Origin of the sequence: Heliobacterium chlorum, assembly GCF_014502795.1 — a bacterium.
GTDB classification, from domain to species: Bacteria; Bacillota; Desulfitobacteriia; order Heliobacteriales; family Heliobacteriaceae; genus Heliobacterium; species Heliobacterium chlorum.
The window spans coordinates 1-18964 of sequence record NZ_JACVHF010000030.1 but is presented as its reverse complement, the minus strand read 5'-3'; the positions used below and the strand labels follow the sequence as shown (position 1 = coordinate 18964).

Here is an 18964-nt window from a genome sequence, read left to right as displayed (position 1 = left end):
TTGTCAGCCCCTATATAGTACGTTGATCAAACTCTCTCGATGGTTAGTTTAACTCTTTCTCTAGGTGTATCGGATAATTTTCGGCTCTTCATCCACGGAGGCATATAACCTATATAGTCAACCATTACATAATGGTACAATTGTTAACGCTAATAACAGCTTACCCATCCCGTTATGAACGACAAAAACTTGACGATTCTCTATCGTGGCGGCATACTCGTGATGAACCGCCACTACTCAAGACACCCTTCCCTGCCTTGTCGTAAAAGGCTGGTACACGCTGCTACTTCGTATTTACGATTCAATTAGATTTACCAAAAAAGCTGCTTTAGTTCACCGATCAACGTTCTAAGATTGAGTGCAAAATGACCCAACACCAAAGCCACCATGCCAAAACCCAGCCATATGTGCACATCTTTCATCAACGGGACGGTCATGCCCGCAAAGGTCCAACTTTTCGATGCCATGGGACCGTGAGGTGCTACAAACAGCCCGATTCCAGTGACCGCCACCACCATGGTCAAAAGACCGAGACCGGATGAGAGGACCCCTTTGACTTTGCTGTACGACACCGGTTTCGTCGCTACTGTCTTCCTATCGATACTTCCGATTGTTTGATTGGTTAAGGAACTCATAAAAAAACCTCCTCTTGATGTCACAAGTTTTCCTTGCTCTGTAAATGTACCGGGAAAAACTGAAATTCCCCTGAAAGAGAAATCTCATGGCTTTATTCTAGCGAGCTTATGTGTGCAGCCTGTGAACTCCCGGTGAACATTCGGAGGTTTTTCATCGGCGGTCTTTAAAAAGAAAAAGAGGCTATCCCGCCTCGATATCTTCCCTCTTCGTCGCACTTCGTCCGTACCGACCTTCTTTTTCTTAGATAGCTATGTATTCATAGACATCTTCCGACTCAATGATTTCACAAAACTGCTGGACTAACAGGGGATCCCATTGCTCCCCGGCGTGTTTGCGCAGAATGTCCAAGGCCACCTGTCGGGCAAGCCCTTTCCGGTAGGGCCGGTCACTCGTTAACGCATCAAAAGCATCGGCAATAGCGAGGATCCGTCCTCCCAAAGGGATCTCGTCGCCTTGTAAACCGTCGGGGTAGCCTTTCCCGTTGTAGGATTCATGATGACTTCGGATGAAAGGTAAACAAGGCGCCAGCGATGAGATGGACGAGCAGATTTTTTCGCTTAGCACCGGGTGGGTCTTGATGATTTCATATTCCTCCGACGTCAATTTCCCTGGTTTGGTGAGAATCTCATCGCGGATTCCGATCTTGCCGATATCATGGAGAAGCCCTGCAAACTTGATCAGTTCTACCTCTGGCTCATCAGGGACGACCCTGCGGGCCAACCGATAGGCATATTCGGCGGTCCGTTTGGAGTGATTTACACTGTAATCATCTTTTGCTTCCAACGCCAAAGCAAGGGATATGACGACATTATGGAAGTTCTCCAGTTGATCATGTAACCTTTTGATCCGAAGGAGTGATTTGACCCGTGCCGTTAACTCTAACGGATTAAGCGGCTTGGCGATAAAATCATCGGCCCCGTTCTCCAGGCATTTGATTTTATCATCGATGCTATGTAACGGAGTAATCAGTATCACTGGAATGAGTTGTGTCTTTCGGGAACTCTTAATGGTTGACAACAGAGAATCGCCATCCTCTTCCGGCACCATCTCGTCCAAAAGCATGAGATCCGGCTTCTCCGCCTCTACTTTATTCAAAGCTGCTTCAGCGGAGTCTGCTTCTACCACGTTATAGTCCTTCAACAACTGGCAAAGCAGCAGACGGTTCGCCTCGTTCTCATCGACCACTAATATTTTCGGTTTGTCCACGTCGCTCACTCACATTCTGTCTTAACTCTTGATGTCGTTGGTAGAACTCATCCCGCCAAAAGCTCCGCTGAACTTTACAGTCTTCCTCCCGATAAAAATAAAATGTATTAATCATTTGTGAAAGTGCTTTATATTACTAGTTTACGCCAGTTCCTAGTCGATAAGCAAGCAAAACCCTTATCCTTTCCATGCCTACGTCCATCTGTTTACGAAGACCTCCTCGATTTCTGTTTGTGATATCCACTAATAATGCTAGTTTCTTCGTTTTTTTCGTTACTGAGTAGTCCATACCGGATAAAATAAACCTGTTCCATGGGAGGGTTCATCGATGGAGAACTTTCTTCCTCTATCCACTGAGTTATGGAGGCAATTCCTGCATTAACCCCTGAAGATATCACCGTCATCTTTTCGAGTAGAAAAAGCAACTCCCGGTGAGTTGCTTTTTCTACATATAACCTATATAAGCCGTTACTTTAGATTACGCTCTTTTTATGCTTGGCCAAGAACTCTTCTACATCATTATATAACCCGCTTTGATTGGCGTATTTTACGTAGTTCCTGATCGTCCGCAGCCATTCCAACGTAGAGGGCTTGGAAAGAAAATACGCCCTATTGGTAATAAAATTCCAACAGCTACATATACATAGATAATGTCCAAACCAAATATCCCCTTTCCGCCTAAATCGCTGGCTGCCGCAGGATCGATTGCGAAAGGGGCTATATTCTGAATGAATCCTATTCTCATGGCTTTCTTACTCTTCTTTTTGGTCGTCGTCGTCCCCGATGTGATCTTATCCGTCAGGGACTACATCACCGAACGACACAACTTTTGTCTTTCTCTACAAAGACCCCGTCCAGTGCCCTCTTGGTCGCCGCCGGAGTACACCTTGGAACCCATTCAAGAATCTGTGCCGGGGCGAAGCCCTCCCTTACCGACGGTCTACCTAATTGAAGGGGACCAACGGCAAATTCCCCTTTCCTCCTAAACTACGCTGGCTGCCGAGACAGTAATGGTGAAGGTGAATTATCTTGAGCCTCATCCTCATTGCCACAGTCCTTATCTTTTTGGGGTTGGCGATTCCAGACGTCGCTGATTCCTTTCAAAACTATGTGAATAAACGGAACAACGGACTTCGGCGACGGCCGAAAGGAGATTCTGTGTTACGCACCGCTTTGGAAGTCTCCGAAGAATCCAGAACGGCCAAGTCTCCTGTGTCTGCTCAACGACCTCGAGGCAAACGAAAAATCAATAAAGAGTAAAAAAACTCGCCCCGCATTGTACGCAGAGCGAGTTTTTTCGTTTTTCAGGAACATGTAAAAACACAGAGAAACCATACTTCCTTCACATACCGTTCACGAAACGGACACAATCGGGTGGTACATTATAACCACAGCGCAAGACAAAAAACTCCAAGTGCAAAGAAAGGAAGTATCGTTACCATGAAATCCTCAAAATTTAACCGGATCCTGAGCGGTCTGTTAGTTGGCGGAGTACTCCTAAGCAGCGGCATCGCCGCTTACGCCGCCACCGATTCCACGCAGACTGCACAAAAACCTCTCTTTGCCATCGGCCAAGGCAAACCGCCGATGGAACGAGTCAGCCCCGCTGATGTCCTGAAAAAACTCGTCGAGAGCGGGACGCTGACCCAGGCCCAAGCGGATGCGATCTCCAGCGCCATGCCCAAGCCTCCGGAAGACGGTATCAAAAAACTTGTAGACGCTGGCACCCTGAACCAAGAGCAAGCGGAGGCCATCGGTCAAGCCTTGCACATGGGTCATCGTGGCCCCGGTGGTGAAGGACCTCGTAGCGGAAGCCCCTTCGCGAAACTGGTTGAAAAGGGTACTTTGACGGAAGATCAAGTAAAGGCCATTATGAGCAAGATGCCGAAGCCTGGCGACAATAGTCAGCAAGCTCCGGTAAACCCCAACGATATCATCGCTCAACTGGTCACCGATGGGACGTTGACCCAGGCCCAAGCAGATGCGATCAAAGCCGAAGGACCGGCTGCGCCTAAACCAAACGATGGCACTGCACCGGAGCGAAAAGGTCCCTTTCAACAACTCGTAGTTGATGGAACCATTACGGAAGCCCAAGCGCAAGCCATCATGAGCAAGTTCCCGAAACCTGAAAAACCGGCCGATGGGACTCAGCCCGCACCGGTAAAACCGGCTGAAATCCTGGCTTCTTTGGTCACGGACGGCACGATCACGCAAGAGCAAGCCGATAAGATTCAAGCCGCTATGCCTGCCAGAAAGACACCGGCGGAACTCTTAGCCCCGCTCGTTGAAAAAGGGACTATTACCCAAGAGCAAGCCGATGCGGTCGTAAATACTCTTCCCCAACCGGGTGACAAAGAAAAACAACCGCCTGTAAAACCGGAAGATACTTTGAAAACCCTCGTCGATAATGGCACGATCACCCAAGCTCAACTCGACGCATTCTTAAAAGCCATGCCGATGCCCCATGGTGGTCCCCACAATGGCCTGCAGCCGAATGCCGGTAATGATAACGCTAAGTAACACCGTTAACAGGTCCAAATGAGAAACAGGAGTGCTGATCATTATCGGCGCTCCTGTTTCTCATTTGGTTATTTGGTAGTACTTTGTTCTTGTACTTTTATCGTTCAAATGGTCTGATTTAGACGGTCCAACACAAAGGGCACGATATCTTTCGAACGAGACAAGGTCCGAGGTTTATGCACGAGCTTTGGAAAACGATTCTTTTTGTCAAAGTAATAAACCAAAGTCTCGTTTCGATCGGCGAAAGTGAGAATAAACCCATAGACCTCGTAGTGCATTTGGGTCGCTCGATCCAGGATTTCCGGCATCCGGCCTTCACAAACTTCGGCACTGGGTGCTTCTACGTTTGCGATTCCCACGCGACCATCGGCGTACTCTTTTAAGGAGCAGTGCAGGATCTCGTCAATGCTCATTTGGGTGATGTCATCAGGAACAATCATTTTCCGGGAGATTTCTTCAACAGTTTCCCCGATGGGGTACTGGGAATAAAGATCATCTAGTACGATGCGGTCTTCCTCAGAGGTTTTATTGCTGGTGAGTCCCCGCGTATCGATGACAATTCCGTAGATGAGCGCCTTGACTTGAGCCGCCGATAGTGCCACGCCAAGCTCCTTAGCCATCTTGGCGATGATCGTACAGGTTGCTCCTACCGCTTCGATGCGTATCTCCTGAATATTGTGATTCACCAGCGTATGGTGATCCACACAAAGAAGCGGCTGCTTGGTGATGCCCAACTGGCCATAGGATTCTATAGGGTCGTTATGGTCCACCAGAACCAGATCGTTATCCTCGATGGTTTCGATATCAACGACCGGCGGAATAGTCAGATCTAAAAAGGACAGCCGGTATAATGTCTTGTGTTCTATCACATAGGGACTGGGGTTAATCAATACCGCTTGAGCCGGTCGACCCGTTTGGTTCAGGATATCGGCCAAAACGATGGAACTGATCAAACTGTCAGCATCGGTGTATCTGTAGTTGTGGCCGATAACCAGGATCATAAACCTCAACTCCTTTTCGACAATTATAACGCAATCCATCTGTTTTGCATCTACTAAGTTGTCGTCAAATTTTTAACATTCGTAAAAGATACGAAGTTCTTGAAATCAAAACCTTGAGCGCTTGATTGGAAACCGAAAGACCGTTGTCCTTCATCCTTAAGAAGAACAACGGCCTTTTCATTTTCAAGCCAATATTCGTTAAACTGCTTTCTTATCCAACGCCCATAAATGTTTCGAAGGGTGTACAAATGTAAAAATAAAAAAGAGGATTCTCGTGGAGTTGAGTACCTTAAATTTCTTTCAACAATACATCCTTGATCGGTATTCTTGGCCTCGGTCCCGGAACATCTTGGGGAATTCCCACGGGCAATAATGCAATTACATGGTATCGCTCTTCGATGTTTAAGATGTTTTTAAGCTTTTCTTGGTCAAACATCATTACCCAGCATGTCCCTAAGCCTAACTCCACAGCCCGCAACGTAATGTGATCGATAGCGATAGCCGCATTGAGCCCCAGATAGGCTCTCGCCGCGATAGGATCGCTGTTGCGGCGCTTGGCATAATCTTCTGGCCGCATTTCTTCGAGAGGAGTCCCTAAAAAGGCCCCTGCTTCCTTCAACTCGTGGAACCGAGTCCCGACGGTATCAGGTGAAAAGACTTGGCTATCGACACAACAGACGAAAACCACTGGAGCTTTCGGTACAAAGGGCATCGGTGTCGCCTGTGCCAATTGATTTCGCGTCTCTTCACTCTTCACTACCACAAATCGCCAAGGCTGAATGTTTCCCCCCGATGGGGCCAGTCGAGCTACCTCTAAAAGAGCGGTTACTTTCTCATCTGGAATGGGTTCGTCCTTAAACTTGCGGCAGCTCCGGCGTTTGCTGATGGCCTCGATGACATCCAACGTGCTTCCTCCTTACCGATCGCTTTCTGCGTATCATTCCCTGCCTAATTCAGTTTTATTATATCGCCGAATTTGCTATCTCTCATCCGTCTAGATTAATAACCCATAATACCGTTGTTTTGCACATCCCTTTACTTCAACCCAAAAAATTCGTTGATTGCCGAAAATGCTGTATCGACCATAAAATCAATGTCTTCTTTGGTCACGACATAGGGCGGCATGAAATAGAGGATATTTCCGAGCGGCCGCAGGATGATTCCTTTTTCCAAACCGATCTTGTATATCCGGTAACCGATTCGCTTTTTCCAATCAAAACCGCCTTTCGATGACTTATCTTCCACAAGCTCGATCGCTCCCACCATACCTAGTTGGCGATACTCGCCGACATAGGGATGATCGTTACCCTGTTCTATGACTTTTTGGGCTATGTAGGAAGCTTTTTCTCTGTTGCTTTCGATGACTTGGTCATCTTCAAAGATTTTTAGCGATTCACAGGCGACTGCGCAAGCGATAGGGTTACCAGTATAACTGTGACTGTGCATGAAAGCTTTCTGCTCGATGTAGTCGGCGTAAAAAGCATCATAAATTTGATCGGTTACGACCGTTAAAGCGAGCGGCATGTACCCAGCGGTGAGCCCTTTCGATAGACACATGATATCCGGACGAATCTGAGCGTGCTCACATGCGAACATCTCGCCTGTCCTTCCGAAACCGACGGCAATTTCATCGGCGATTAAGTGTAACTGATACCGGTCGCAGATCTCTCTTGCTTTTTTCAGATAGACCGGCGGGTACATCTTCATCCCCGCTGCACACTGAATAAGCGGTTCAATAATAATTCCGCATAAAGTCGAATGGTGTTCTGCAATCGATTGCTCCATATGGGTAAAGCATGGGGCATCGCAATGCTCTCTCGATTCTCCAAACGGGCACCGGTAGCAGTCTGGTCCTTCCACTCGAACGGTATCTAACAACAGGGGCTTAAAGACTTGGCTGTAGAGATCGATATGACCGACCGATAAAGCCCCCAGGGTCTCCCCGTGGTAGGCGTCGGTCAAGGCGGCAAACCTTTTTTTCTGGCTCATCCCAGCCTGTTGATGGTATTGAAAACTCAACTTCAAGGCAACCTCAATCGCCGAGGAACCATTGTCGGCAAAAAACACCTTATTGAGCCCTTCTGGCGTAATCGAAACGATCTTTTCTGCCAATCGGATGGCCGGTTCGTGTGAAAAGTTTGCGAAAATCACATGCTCAAGTTTCTCAATCTGCTCTTTAATGGATTGATTGATCCGTGGGTTGCTATGCCCAAATAGATTTACCCACCACGATGACACCGCATCCAAATAGGACTTACCGTTGACATCATAAAGATAAGGCCCACGTCCTTTTTCAATGATCAAGGGCTTTAACTCTTCATAGTCCTTCATCTGTGAGCAGGGATGCCAGATGTATTGTAAATCTTTCTCTTGCAGCTTGCTCATCATGTTCAAACGAAACATCTCCCAACGTAAAAACTTACTCTATTTCAATTAAAGCAGAGGGCGCATTGATTGTAAACCAGTTTTATAGTCAGCTGTTAACAATTCAAAAAGGGGATGACCCAATTGAACGCTTGGCTATCGCTTAAACACGATTCAGCATTGTAGGGGAGGACATCCGTCTTCAATCAAATTGCCTAATCGATACTATCTTCGAGTTGCTACGGCAAGCAACGTCGAAGGTACTGCCTCTAATAATGTAAGTGCACTCCAAATAGTCACCTTTTTTCTTGACGACGATCCTCTGGACTTATAAACTATAAACGTAGGTCCTTGTTACGTGAATCACGCGATGGAGTTCGCGGTAAAGCCGTTTGATGGATGATGACTCCTACTCGATATTTTCGGGTAGGAGTTTGTTTTTTTCCAGGAGGAGGAGATCGTCATGCCCAATAGTGAGGTTTAAGGATGTCCGCAACGAGGTACGGGGAATAATCGGATTGTCAGCGCGACAGTACCTCTATCCTTCTCGGATGATCCGCGCTGCACGGAAAGGATATTGAAGTCTAGGATGAATTATCTGTCGGTTGCGATCGGTGGGTTTATCGGGGCCATTTTTCGCTATAAAATCGGGCAATTATTTTTGCCTGTCGTTCAACAAAGCGGAGGATTCCCATGGGGAACACTCATGATAAATCTTACGGGATGCTACATTTTATCTTTGTTCCTTACTCTAACCTTGGAATCAGTTTCAGTGAATCCGAACATCCGCTTGGGCGTATCAACGGGATTTTTAGGCGCCTATACAACCTTTTCCACTTTTACATTGGAAAGCATCAAGTTGCTTCAACAATCACAATACTGGAATTTCGGAATCTATCTTTTCTCTAGTGTTTTTCTTGGCATCGCCATGTCTGCCTTTGGATTATTTACCGCGAGGACTATAGCGAACTACCAGAGAAACAAAGCCAGCGAGCGTTGAGGAAATCGAGGAGAGACCCTCTATTTGATAGGAGATAATCGATGGAGTTACTTATCATTGGAGTTGGAGGCATTGGCGGCGCAGTAAGCCGATATGCCATCGGGAAATACCTATCACAAAAATCTGCTCTTTCGTTCCCCTTGGCCACGTTTTTGATCAATGTGACGGGAGCCTTTTTTCTCGGGTTATTGGCATCGAATATGGCAGCGGATCCGGCAGGAATCCTCATTGAAAAATATGGCTTTCAAGTCGGCTTTTTAGGAGCCTACACGACCTTTTCCACATTCACTTATGAATCGATCCGGCTTATGGAAGATGGCGAATGGTTACATTTCTTCCTGTACACGTCCGGAAGCACGATCGCGGGCCTTCTCGCTTGTGCCTTGGGAATCAGCGTAACGTTATGGTAAAGGAGTCGATGAAGTTGTTAACACCGGGTAAGGCGAAGTTGTTGAAGATATATGTAGGTGAAACGGAGAAGTTCGGCAATACTTCTTTATATCATGCGATCCTATTAAAGCTCAAAGAAAACGGTTTGGCCGGAGTCACTGTTTCCCGAGGGGTGGAAAGCTATGGGGCCGCAAACCGTATCCGTACGACTCGAATTCTTGATTTATCAGCGGATTTACCGATGATCATTGAGGCTATCGATACCAGCGAAAACATTGAGAAGGTTCTACCCGAGATATCGGCAATGGTCAAAAAGGGATTGGTCATCACTTTTGATGTCGATGTGATCAAGCAAGGGTGAGCTACCCACCTACCCTGCCGAAGCACCAAAATTATTTTTGTCATGGATGAGTCCCATCGTCCATACCGATGTTAGCGAACTGCCGCCGGCAGGAATGGCGATTCTTGCGTAACTTTTTTGGCATAATAACCGTTCGGGGCTTTTGATGAGTGCATAAGATACCTTTGATTTTTTCGGACCATCTTCTCTGACGTTTTATTCGGCTAGAAAACATAAAAACCGCTGGACGTAGAAAGGCGATTTAAAAGCCTTTTAGCTCCAGCGGTTTAATTATTCTATTTGATTATCACAAAACACTGTTATGTAGATGGCGGAGAGGGTGGGATTCGAACCCACGGAAGCCTCACGACTTCAACGGTTTTCAAGACCAACATTTGTAAAACAACCCTCTAGCCATTGACATTATTGGATTTTTAATTCTGAGAATCCTCTAGCTACAATAATCAAGTCTTTAGTTATTTTTCACCTCTAATATTAAATCTTTGTAGCTACGATTGTCAAGAGAGTCAACCAAATAACCGATATCAGTCACATTTTTATTGTAAGAAAAACTAATTTCAATAAAAATTTGTTACCCCTACCAGAGAGCAATATCGACCAAAAAACTAATAACCCCCTCATTCAATGAGCATGAAGACGTTCCCACTGATTAACAATATAATTAAGAAGTTGTTATTCTACAACGCTAGCTTACCCTGATTAATCGCTTCTTTTATTAAGTAAATCTTAGGTTGACCGAGTGATTTCCCTTCGCCAGTGTCTAAATCAATTATAATATAAGAAAAATCGCAACCTTTCTCATACGGCTAGCCAATTAGGACTACATTCCAAGGAGTACGTTAAATTTGTCGACTGTATAACTAAGTTTAGAATAATCACATGTAAACAATTTATTAATATTAACGCATAACCTTAACTCTGTCAGAAAGTAATTCATGCAATCGAAAGATATCACTACGTATTAGTAAATCCTTTAATTCACCCAGACATAGCAAGCCAAACTTTTCTTCCTTACATTCTAACTTTTCTATAACATAATCTAGTTGTTTAGAGTTGAGGTAGTATTTAGCAATAGGTTCTTTAATTTCTTTAACAAGAAACACTCTATCCTTTATCATATACACTTGCTGGGCGTATAACAAAACCACAAGTTTGTCTATAAAGTAAGATACTATTTTGCTGTTTATATAAAGATCTACGTTTATGTCATTATAGTAATTCCTCTGTTGGATGTACGGGTTATTTACTGCTTTATTCTCTATAAACTCTTTGAGCACCAAGTTTAAGTCGGTACTATCAAAGTTAGTCGCTAGAAATTTTACTAAAAACCCTGTACACTCATAGTGAGATAATTCTATACTTTTAACTGCCGATTGGAACAAAATATATATAACGCAGTATAAATTAGTTTGTTTATCCCTATCTGTAATTTTCTTATCTTTAGCTCCTATTAAAGCTGATTCTCCAATCTCTTGCAAGAGTTCGTCTTCAATATCATTATAAAATTCGTTTTCCTTTTCAATAGAAGATAACATAGAATAACATACTATTGATAGTATCTTTACATCTTTGGATTTAATAGCCTTTGATAATAGCGCTTTATAAATAATTAGAATGCCGACTCTTATCATAAGGTTTGAATCCTTATATAAATTCTCCATTCCCTCTAAGACATTTCTTAAAGCATTGATGTCTACATTGATCATTAATAAACAAAATTCATACAATGAGCTTAAGAAATGTATGTGTATTCTATTTGTCAAGGGACAAAAGCTAAAAAAATTCTTAATAGCTGTCGTTGCGTAATTTATCTTATGCGATTTGTGTAACGCCATAATTAAAGCAATATGGTCTTTTAGGATAGCGCTATAAATCGAACTAATTTGTTTATAATATTCTTTTTTATCATCAACACAGTTTTGTCCAACCTCGTCTACTTGTGCTCTAATCCACCACCTTACAATACCATTCCATCTAAATATAGAATTCACATATAATTCGTCCATATTTTTTTCTATACATAAATGTAAGATTTGATAAATACCCTCAATTGAGGTATGCAGACTATTGTATTGACGGGTACTCATTGATTTAGTTTTCGTTAGTTCAACAAATCTACCGCTAGTTTTACCGATTATATGCGCTATTACCCAATTGGTATTTAGCTTTCTTAAGAGGTCTATTACTGCAATGACAATAGTAATATACGAAATAACGCTAATGAACAACCAGATAAGGATTCTTGAATATTGACTATCTGACATGCTTAAAGTCGTATTGTTTATTTGAATTTGGGAAGAAAGACTTTGAAGATGAAAGCCATATACAAGAGTAAAAATCGAAAAGATTAAAAATATGTACAAAATCTTGTTGTACCCAATACTACTACCTAACGAAATTGATGCGGCTTTTTGTTCTCGTACTGTAAAAAAGTAAAAAGTAAGACTTAATGGTATTATCACTGTCAATGGAGTATTCCCGTATGAAATAAGCCTTAAGGTGGTACTATCATTTGACTCCAATAATAGAACACTATATATAGTACCTATAACAAACTTCACATCAATTAGACCACTTTTTTCAATAAAGGCGGGAAGTATTCTAAAAGAAAAGGTGTATATAACCACACATGCTAATGCGGTTAAAATAATACTTAGAAACATATACCAAATAGTGTCTTCTTGTTTAATTATATTATATTGCGTAATTTCATTATCCACTTACTAATATACACCTCAATTCACATTACCTTGGGAAAGAAAAAGGGAGCACATGCTATGCGCTCCCTTTTAGACTACTATAGTATTCAGCCATTGCAGATTCAGAAATAACACGGTTTGACTTGGTATCTTTACTCAACCCTATCCTTGCATCTTTCCAAGGTCTTTCATCGTGCGTTAAAGTTTCAAGGTATCTGCCACTCTTATCGCCGTATACTTTCCAGATTGCATTAAGAAACTTTTCTGTCTTATCGTTAAGATTCTTAGGAACACTTTTATTGAGGATAAAAATCTCATCAATACCATAGTGGCAATATTCCCTGTAAAGTTCCGGGCATACCGGGCCGTGAACCCATGCTTCAAATTTTGCATCGATAAGCTTTTCATTATATAAAGCCAAATGCCATGCTTGTGCATAATATACGAGCTTTTGAAGTTTTAGGTGGGTAATAGCCCAGTCGGATTTTGGTTTGCTTTTTGAAATAAAAAAGTCAGCAACATCAAAAACGGATTCAAGCATACTATCCCTCCTAAAAGGTGTCTTTACTATATTATACCTATTCTAAACATCCTTGTCATTACTTTTTTATTGGTTTTCGCAAAGAAAGTGTCTTTGCCTTAGCAATTTTCATAAATCGTTTAAGCAATATGTTGTATTGTTGTCTAGGTATTTTTTAATATTATTGTTGGTTAGTAATTATTATTATATGAAATTAGTCTAATATGTGCTATCTTATAACCATTCTTCTCAGCCATAAGCTTAGCAGATAGCCGAACTAGCAAGAACGATATCGTTTTAATCTTCTACCTCGCTACGTCCAATTCATATAGCTTACTCTCTCTAAAGACCGAACACGTGCTTTATTTTAGATTTTTGTTCTTACTTTTAACATCAATAGCATCATTCCTATATATCTAGCCTTAACTCTATATAAAACAATACCCATATCACTTACGAGATAGGCGATTACTTTTTCCCTAAAGTTTAGTCCCCTTTTTAACGAGGTATTTATTTCTCCCTTTCTTTATAACCCTAAATCCGTTACCATCAGTAAGTTCATTATTATCATCAAGAAATTTTGAAAGTCTACTCTTGCTCATGTTTAACCACTCACCCAGTTTTTCAAGAGCAATTATGGCTAGTGGATCATCTCTATAGTCGATCAAAATACCCTTATACCTCTTCTGTTTTTCATTATTTGAGCGGTAATCAATCTTGTTCTCAATCATCCCCAATGGTGTCCAGTCCTTAACTTGAGAACCGGGGAATTTAGTTCTTATAGCCTCAATGAAAGCTCTATCCCTTGTAAAGATGAATACCTTGCCAGGAACATCTTCCGTATTGTTACGCTGACTGGTACGAGCTATTTCCTGGCTGTAATCAACCACCATATCATGAAGTTTTATCAGTTCAACTTCTTGATCCTTAAATCGTCTTTGTTTATTTGGGTCTTGAACAACGCCAAGGTCTTTAAGCACACCTCGAATTGCTTTTGACATAGCGAGGTAATAGCCTTCTTTCTTGTGTAGAATGCCAGCCACGACAGTGATGCTACAGTCGTTAAATGCATTACTTCCTTTTGTTGCCCCAAAGTGAGCTACCTTGATCTGACCTTTATCAACGTATTCCCTTAATTCTCTCAATACTTCCCTCTCAAATTCTAGATATACTGGGACATAAATCTTTTCATTTGAATGACTGTTAGCTATAGCTTCAATGTCTAAACAAAGTCCCTTAACAAGCCTTTTGAGTGCTGTTCTTGATGAGCTAATAGTATTACAAAAATAAAATTCCAAGTTCTCATAGGTACGAATAGGTTCAAACCGAACAAGATTATAGTCTTCATGTCGGTAAGTCTTATCTAAATCTGCTGTTCCATCAAGGATTACAGTGGCAAACTCTTTATTATCCGGGTAGTCCCTATATTCACAAACAGTTAAAGAAACCGTTTTATTTTTATTCGTTTCTTTGATACAACCGAGAGACAATATTTTCTCAATGGCTAGAAACGTTTCATAGGCCTTATCTCCGATAGCAAAGTACTTTATCATAAACTCATGTAGCTCTTGACTAAACTTAAAGTCGGAAAGAACTGGTTCAATCTGTTCTCGTACAAGTTTTGAGATTTCTAGAATCGTATTTATTCTTGATACTGCACCGTCCAGTTCCGCCATTAGTTCCTGTGCGTTATCTTCAAATATTAGTTCGTGCTCTATCTTTCTGATATTGCTAGAAAAGAACGTATTGGACACTGTATGGCTTTTAACCAGTATCGGCCTTTCATCAATGATTAGCCTTGTTCGAGGGAATAATCCCCCATCCCGCTCGAAATGCTTGTATTTCCGAGCAAACACACTGCTTCGAGGTACATGCGCTGATGAGTCATGATGATGACAGGATATTGCTTAAACTCGAATTTCTGCCTATAGTACTTACAATCAACGTCTCTAAAGGTGTAAGCGCATCGATTTTTCTTCCAAACTTTACTGGACATACAACGAATGAAGTCAGTTCCATGTAGTTCATTCGATTGACATTCTTCTTTTTCAAACCCGTACATTGGATAGGCTATTTCTTTCCTGACAGCTTTGTTTATTGTTTTGGCTATCCTTCGGACATTCTCTTTTCGCTCGACAACAAGGATTAATCCGAAATCAGGATCGAGTTTAACCATTTCGATAATAAAGATTTGAGTAACTAGAGACTTGCCTCCACCCATTTGCATAGGTACAAGGAACTCAGCGGGTAATTTCTTAACAAGGATTGTAATTAAATCCTCAAACTGCCTTACATAATTACTATTTGGACTTTGGCCTAACTCTTCTTCAAACTTACGAAGAACATCATCTAATATCTGTTGTTTTATTGCTTTCTCATCATCAGTTAGCTCTAGCTCAGGCATAGAACTAACGTCAATGGCCTTATCTCTTATTTTCTTTACAGACTCGGCAATATCTAGGCGGGAAATGTTAAGAAGGTCAATAACGTCTTTCCATTTCAAGCTTGTTGCTAGTTCATCAAGTGGAATATTTGCTCCACAACCAGAGCAATGATACCAAAACGTTTCTTTACTAAACCAAACTGATGGTTTTTTGTCTGGATGTTCTGGCAGACAGCAGCGACATCTTAGCTTTTCATCTGTCTCTGATGTTGGATCTAAATGGTTCTTAACAGCTTCAATGATGGCTATGTGTTTCCCATCGTAGCTCTTTTCGGGTTGTTCTGTTGCGTTTACTTGTTCGACTATTTCATGATTAGTCGGTCTAATGCTTGTAAGCGATCTCTTTACTTCCTCTTTAAGAGCGGGGAAAGACTCCATGATCTCTCTTTGGCTATAACGTCTTTCTGGATTCCAGACCTTAACCGTAGTCATAAATGGTTCAAGAGCATTCTTAATATGGTTAAAATACGGCAGACGCATTACCCTGGATTCATTTATACAGGCTTTATCACCTTCGAAGCACTCCACTAATTGAGCTTGTATTGGCCTAAATAAATCTAATTCAGCCTCGTCAGACAAGAGATAATACCCATGAACCCCGTTCTTTGTATCGATTATAAACGAAGGAAGCATCTGATGATTAAGTAGCCTTTCAACCTGTCGTTCTTTCCACGATTCAAGAGCTTGTTTATCTCTTCTCAGTTGCTTTGGAGCGTCAATATCAACGAACTGACTCGATATTCTATTGATATCAAGATCTCGGCTATGACTTCCACCCATTTGTTCAAAATATGGACTATTCGGTGTAAAGAAAACACCCATGATCCCATGCTCGTTATGCTTAGATATTACCTCACTCAAATCAGACCAGGACTTGATTTTTGAGTTCGTATTTCTCTTCTCTTTACCTGTATAAATCTCTCCCCGATGGATAAGTAAACTTCTTGGGTACGCAACCAGTAATCCGCCGGGGTCTTGCAATAGTCGTATCTCAAAGGTATGTTCAAGGTCTTTTCCATGAAAGTACTGTAGGAAAGTAAAAGCGTTATACCGTTCGGATAGTTCAAACACTCGTGGTCATCCTTCGTCAAGTTGTTGAGCGAAGTATCCCACAGATTAGTAAGCATTATGCGAACAGTTGATAGTTTTCTATAAAGATATAATTGAAATCTATCAACTATTATCAAGTTATAATGTCCCATTAGGAGGGGAACTATCCTGATTAAATTATCTGGTCAAGAAATAATTATTTATGCTCTGATCCCTTCCACCCTCAAATTGAGGGTAGAACGCAAGTTACTTACTCCCCAAGGTTGTAACGTTGACAAGGTTTATTTGACTTGAGTTTAGGAGTCGTCAAATTAACTACCTCTTTGTTATTAGTTTTGGTATGTTTGTGCGTCAAATTTCGTGAGGTACAAACCCATATGAGGTTAATTTCCTGAGTTCAACCTTGATGTAGTACCATTTCGTACACCCTCTGAATCCTTCAAACATCAGCGGATTACGAGATTTCCATGACTATGATGAGCACTTCTGTTCACCATGTTCAGAAGTAACCGATAAATGACCTCTTTGAATTATAAATTTTGCACCTTACAATTGTAAGCAACTACGAAAGCATGATTGTAAAATTCGATAAATCAGTCTAATTATCCACTTCCGTTACCGACCTGGTAACAGAACATTTATCTATGGATTACAAGATTTGCAGGTCGTCATTCGTCACCCTCAAATTTATTACTGTTAAGTATAGATCTCCGCTAAGCGTATTCCATTTACACTAGCCTTGGGAGTCCTCAAAACTTGGTTTTTATAAATTGTTTATTCCATTTCTATTAATCTAGCTACATCATATCCACAAGTCTTGCATTTCCCTTGAAGAACAACACCGAATTTATCTGCCTCAACCTCATAATTCACTATCGTAACGACATCACGACAATGTACACACCACACATTTTCTACTAGCTTTTTTCTTAGTTCTCTTGGCATTCCCCACCATTTTTGGTGGTTTTCAATTGCTTTAGCCTTATCTTTTGTATTACTCATAGATTCTCACCCTATCTATAGGTTGCTAAAAAAGAAACGTATGTAACCACATACACTGGGAAAACTTAAATAAACTCTAAGTGTAACGAAAGGGAATTTGTCAAAAACCCATACATTAAGTGGATTGATAGACGAACCTTCAGCAAAAAGCTTAGAGATATTACCAATCAGTATACCAGCAATCCTTTCTGTTAATCGTTTCAGCAGACTCTTACCGCAAAATAAAATGAAATCAGGTGAAAATATGCGCCTTGAAAAGAAAAAACCTCCATGTCCTAAGTGTGGTCGGAATAACGTAATTCCAATCGTCTATGGAGAACCGGACATAGAGCTTTTTGAACAATCAAAGATGGGTAAGGTTAAACTTGGTGGCTGCGTAGTTGGTCTAGATGATCCAGAATGGCATTGTCCGACTTGTAACTTAGATTTTGATACTCCTTCTAAAATAACCGTTGACAAACTATGAAGATTAGTCACAGATATCTTTAGCTTCTTTCTGTTCAGGAGCGATCAAATTTGATCCTCCCCTCAAGACGAAAAAGCATATATAATCTTATTCCATGAAAATAGTTGACAGTTATCTATAAAGATATATATGAGATCTATCAACTATCTTCTTATTTGTTCAGAATGTACTGAGAACCTACGCAATAGACCGAGATATAAAAAAGAATGATCGTTTGTATTTAAGAGACACAAACCCTTAAGAAGCCTAGATATACACAGAACATGTGTTCTAATTATTACGTTTGAACTTCGTCTGTAAAAATAAGTTATTCCTTGCAGTCTGAAAGGATCAAAAAAGAACAGTCCATATAGCTCTAGACTGTCCTTCGATGTTTCAATTGAATATTGTGAATAACTCTGTGGATAAGTCTGTTGGTATCTTGTGGATATTAAATCCTCTCTAATGCGTCAATTTGTTCAGCCTTACTTGGGTCTACATAAATACTCGTTGTCTGTATGCTCTCATGACGAGCTAACCGTCTAATAACCTCTATTCCGACTCCTGCGCTGGCTAAGTTGTGACAGAACGAATGACGAAAACGATGAGGCGTTATGTTATCCATTCCTGCAAGTTTAGCGTACTTATCAAGCATCTGTTGGATTCCTCTAGCTGTAAACTGTCCAGCTCGTTCACTGACAAAGACATAAGGAGAATCCCTATACTTTTCCTCTATTAAGGACTGTCTGAACTTCAACCATAGGCGTAGATTCTTGGCATGTTTGGCTAGCATAGTAAGAACAGCATATTTACCATGCTTTCCTTCTCTGATAGTGATCTCGACGTTGCCGTTGACCTTAAGATCCTCTAGCTTAGGATCTACCACCTCACTAACTCGGAGGCCAGCAAAGAGCATCATATCAATGACAGCTAAGTTCCGAAGACGCTTAAACTCGTTCTTCTCAAGCTCTACATAGGCTATATACTTGGCTTGCTCTTCCTTGGTAAGCCATTTACTCTCTCCCCTAGTTGATTGAGCGGGGTTAACCTTCTGAATCTTTACCCTGGTCGTAGGATTATCACTAGTTATGCCTTGGTCAGCTAGGTACTTGTAAAAAGTCTTTAACCCTGCTGTAGCCTTGCTTATTGTGGCCTGTGAGCGGTTTAATGCATGTCGTAAGTAAGATTGATACTCTTTCAATTCAATTGGTTTTGCTAGTGCCCCATCAGACAACGTTAACCCGCAAAACCTAGTGGTAAATACAGGGATTTAAAGGAATATTGCAATTCTATGTCGAAAGAGAAATTCGATGGAGGGATTGCAATG

At 41.6% G+C, this 18964-nt stretch carries 18 protein-coding genes and 1 riboswitch; of the genes, 7 read left to right on the top strand and 11 right to left on the bottom strand.

Translation table 11 applies throughout. The features are described 5' to 3' along the window. Positions 1–311: 311 nt before the first annotated feature. Complete coding sequence (locus H1S01_RS17440; protein ID WP_188041675.1) at positions 312–635, bottom strand: DUF4405 domain-containing protein; 324 nt, start codon at positions 633–635, stop codon at positions 312–314. A 241-nt stretch (positions 636–876) separates the two neighbouring features. Beyond that, positions 877–1842 carry an HD domain-containing phosphohydrolase gene (locus H1S01_RS22375; protein ID WP_188041674.1) on the bottom strand — a complete coding sequence of 322 codons (966 nt, stop codon included), beginning with the start codon at positions 1840–1842 and terminating at the stop codon, positions 877–879. Between the two features lie 728 nt (positions 1843–2570). Between H1S01_RS22375 and H1S01_RS17430 the strand changes: the two genes are divergently transcribed. From H1S01_RS17430 to H1S01_RS17420, 3 genes are all read left to right on the top strand, one after another. Continuing rightward, positions 2571–2828 carry a hypothetical protein gene (locus H1S01_RS17430; RefSeq protein ID WP_188041673.1) on the top strand — a complete coding sequence of 86 codons (258 nt, stop codon included), beginning with the start codon at positions 2571–2573 and terminating at the stop codon, positions 2826–2828. A gap of 43 nt (positions 2829–2871) precedes the next feature. After that, positions 2872–3102, top strand: coding sequence for a hypothetical protein (locus H1S01_RS17425; protein ID WP_188041672.1), 231 nt, complete (start codon positions 2872–2874; stop codon positions 3100–3102). 180 nt (positions 3103–3282) lie between these two features. After that, complete coding sequence (locus tag H1S01_RS17420; protein ID WP_188041671.1) at positions 3283–4362, top strand: hypothetical protein; 1080 nt, start codon at positions 3283–3285, stop codon at positions 4360–4362. 104 nt (positions 4363–4466) lie between these two features. Here the strand turns inward: H1S01_RS17420 and H1S01_RS17415 are convergent, their stop codons facing one another. From H1S01_RS17415 to bioA, 3 genes are all read right to left on the bottom strand, one after another. Beyond that, positions 4467–5363 carry a DHH family phosphoesterase gene (locus H1S01_RS17415; RefSeq protein ID WP_188041670.1) on the bottom strand — a complete coding sequence of 299 codons (897 nt, stop codon included), beginning with the start codon at positions 5361–5363 and terminating at the stop codon, positions 4467–4469. 289 nt (positions 5364–5652) lie between these two features. Then, the gene (locus tag H1S01_RS17410) at positions 5653–6267 is read right to left on the bottom strand and encodes a nitroreductase family protein (protein ID WP_188041669.1); all 615 of its coding nucleotides are present in this window, start codon (positions 6265–6267) and stop codon (positions 5653–5655) included. 131 nt (positions 6268–6398) lie between these two features. After that, positions 6399–7748 carry an adenosylmethionine--8-amino-7-oxononanoate transaminase gene (bioA, locus tag H1S01_RS17405; protein ID WP_188041685.1) on the bottom strand — a complete coding sequence of 450 codons (1350 nt, stop codon included), beginning with the start codon at positions 7746–7748 and terminating at the stop codon, positions 6399–6401. A 336-nt stretch (positions 7749–8084) separates the two neighbouring features. Beyond that, positions 8085–8146, top strand: a riboswitch (Fluoride riboswitch). Positions 8147–8316: 170 nt separating this feature from the next. Between bioA and crcB the strand changes: the two genes are divergently transcribed. The 3 genes from crcB to H1S01_RS17390 are packed head-to-tail and all read left to right on the top strand — an operon-like array spanning position 8317 to position 9478. After that, positions 8317–8727, top strand: coding sequence for a fluoride efflux transporter CrcB (gene crcB, locus H1S01_RS17400; RefSeq protein ID WP_188041668.1), 411 nt, complete (start codon positions 8317–8319; stop codon positions 8725–8727). Between the two features lie 41 nt (positions 8728–8768). Next, the gene (locus H1S01_RS17395) at positions 8769–9137 is read left to right on the top strand and encodes a fluoride efflux transporter FluC (RefSeq protein WP_188041667.1); all 369 of its coding nucleotides are present in this window, start codon (positions 8769–8771) and stop codon (positions 9135–9137) included. A 14-nt stretch (positions 9138–9151) separates the two neighbouring features. Beyond that, positions 9152–9478 (top strand): DUF190 domain-containing protein, encoded by a 327-nt coding sequence (locus tag H1S01_RS17390; protein WP_423751942.1) that lies wholly within the window; start codon positions 9152–9154, stop codon positions 9476–9478. An 899-nt stretch (positions 9479–10377) separates the two neighbouring features. On the opposite strand, the gene H1S01_RS17385 is transcribed toward H1S01_RS17390, so the two are convergent. The 5 genes from H1S01_RS17385 to H1S01_RS17365 all read right to left on the bottom strand — a co-directional run bounded on the left by H1S01_RS17385 (position 10378) and on the right by H1S01_RS17365 (position 17192). Beyond that, positions 10378–12198 (bottom strand): hypothetical protein, encoded by a 1821-nt coding sequence (locus tag H1S01_RS17385; RefSeq protein ID WP_188041665.1) that lies wholly within the window; start codon positions 12196–12198, stop codon positions 10378–10380. A gap of 55 nt (positions 12199–12253) precedes the next feature. Next, positions 12254–12718, bottom strand: coding sequence for a Panacea domain-containing protein (locus H1S01_RS17380; protein WP_188041664.1), 465 nt, complete (start codon positions 12716–12718; stop codon positions 12254–12256). A 458-nt stretch (positions 12719–13176) separates the two neighbouring features. Further along, the gene (locus H1S01_RS17375; RefSeq protein WP_188041663.1) at positions 13177–14373 is read right to left on the bottom strand and encodes a hypothetical protein; all 1197 of its coding nucleotides are present in this window, start codon (positions 14371–14373) and stop codon (positions 13177–13179) included. Between the two features lie 116 nt (positions 14374–14489). Beyond that, a complete protein-coding gene (locus H1S01_RS17370) occupies positions 14490–16211 on the bottom strand; it encodes a hypothetical protein (protein ID WP_188041662.1) in 1722 nt (573 codons plus the stop codon). Between the two features lie 753 nt (positions 16212–16964). After that, complete coding sequence (locus tag H1S01_RS17365; protein ID WP_188041661.1) at positions 16965–17192, bottom strand: hypothetical protein; 228 nt, start codon at positions 17190–17192, stop codon at positions 16965–16967. Positions 17193–17289: 97 nt separating this feature from the next. Here H1S01_RS17365 and H1S01_RS21210 point away from each other — a divergent pair, with 97 nt between their 5' ends. After that, positions 17290–17658, top strand: a complete 369-nt coding sequence (locus tag H1S01_RS21210) for a hypothetical protein (RefSeq protein ID WP_207732404.1) — start codon at positions 17290–17292, stop codon at positions 17656–17658. Between the two features lie 430 nt (positions 17659–18088). On the opposite strand, the gene H1S01_RS17355 is transcribed toward H1S01_RS21210, so the two are convergent. Next, positions 18089–18871 carry a tyrosine-type recombinase/integrase gene (locus H1S01_RS17355; RefSeq protein WP_188041660.1) on the bottom strand — a complete coding sequence of 261 codons (783 nt, stop codon included), beginning with the start codon at positions 18869–18871 and terminating at the stop codon, positions 18089–18091. Positions 18872–18964: the final 93 nt, after the last annotated feature.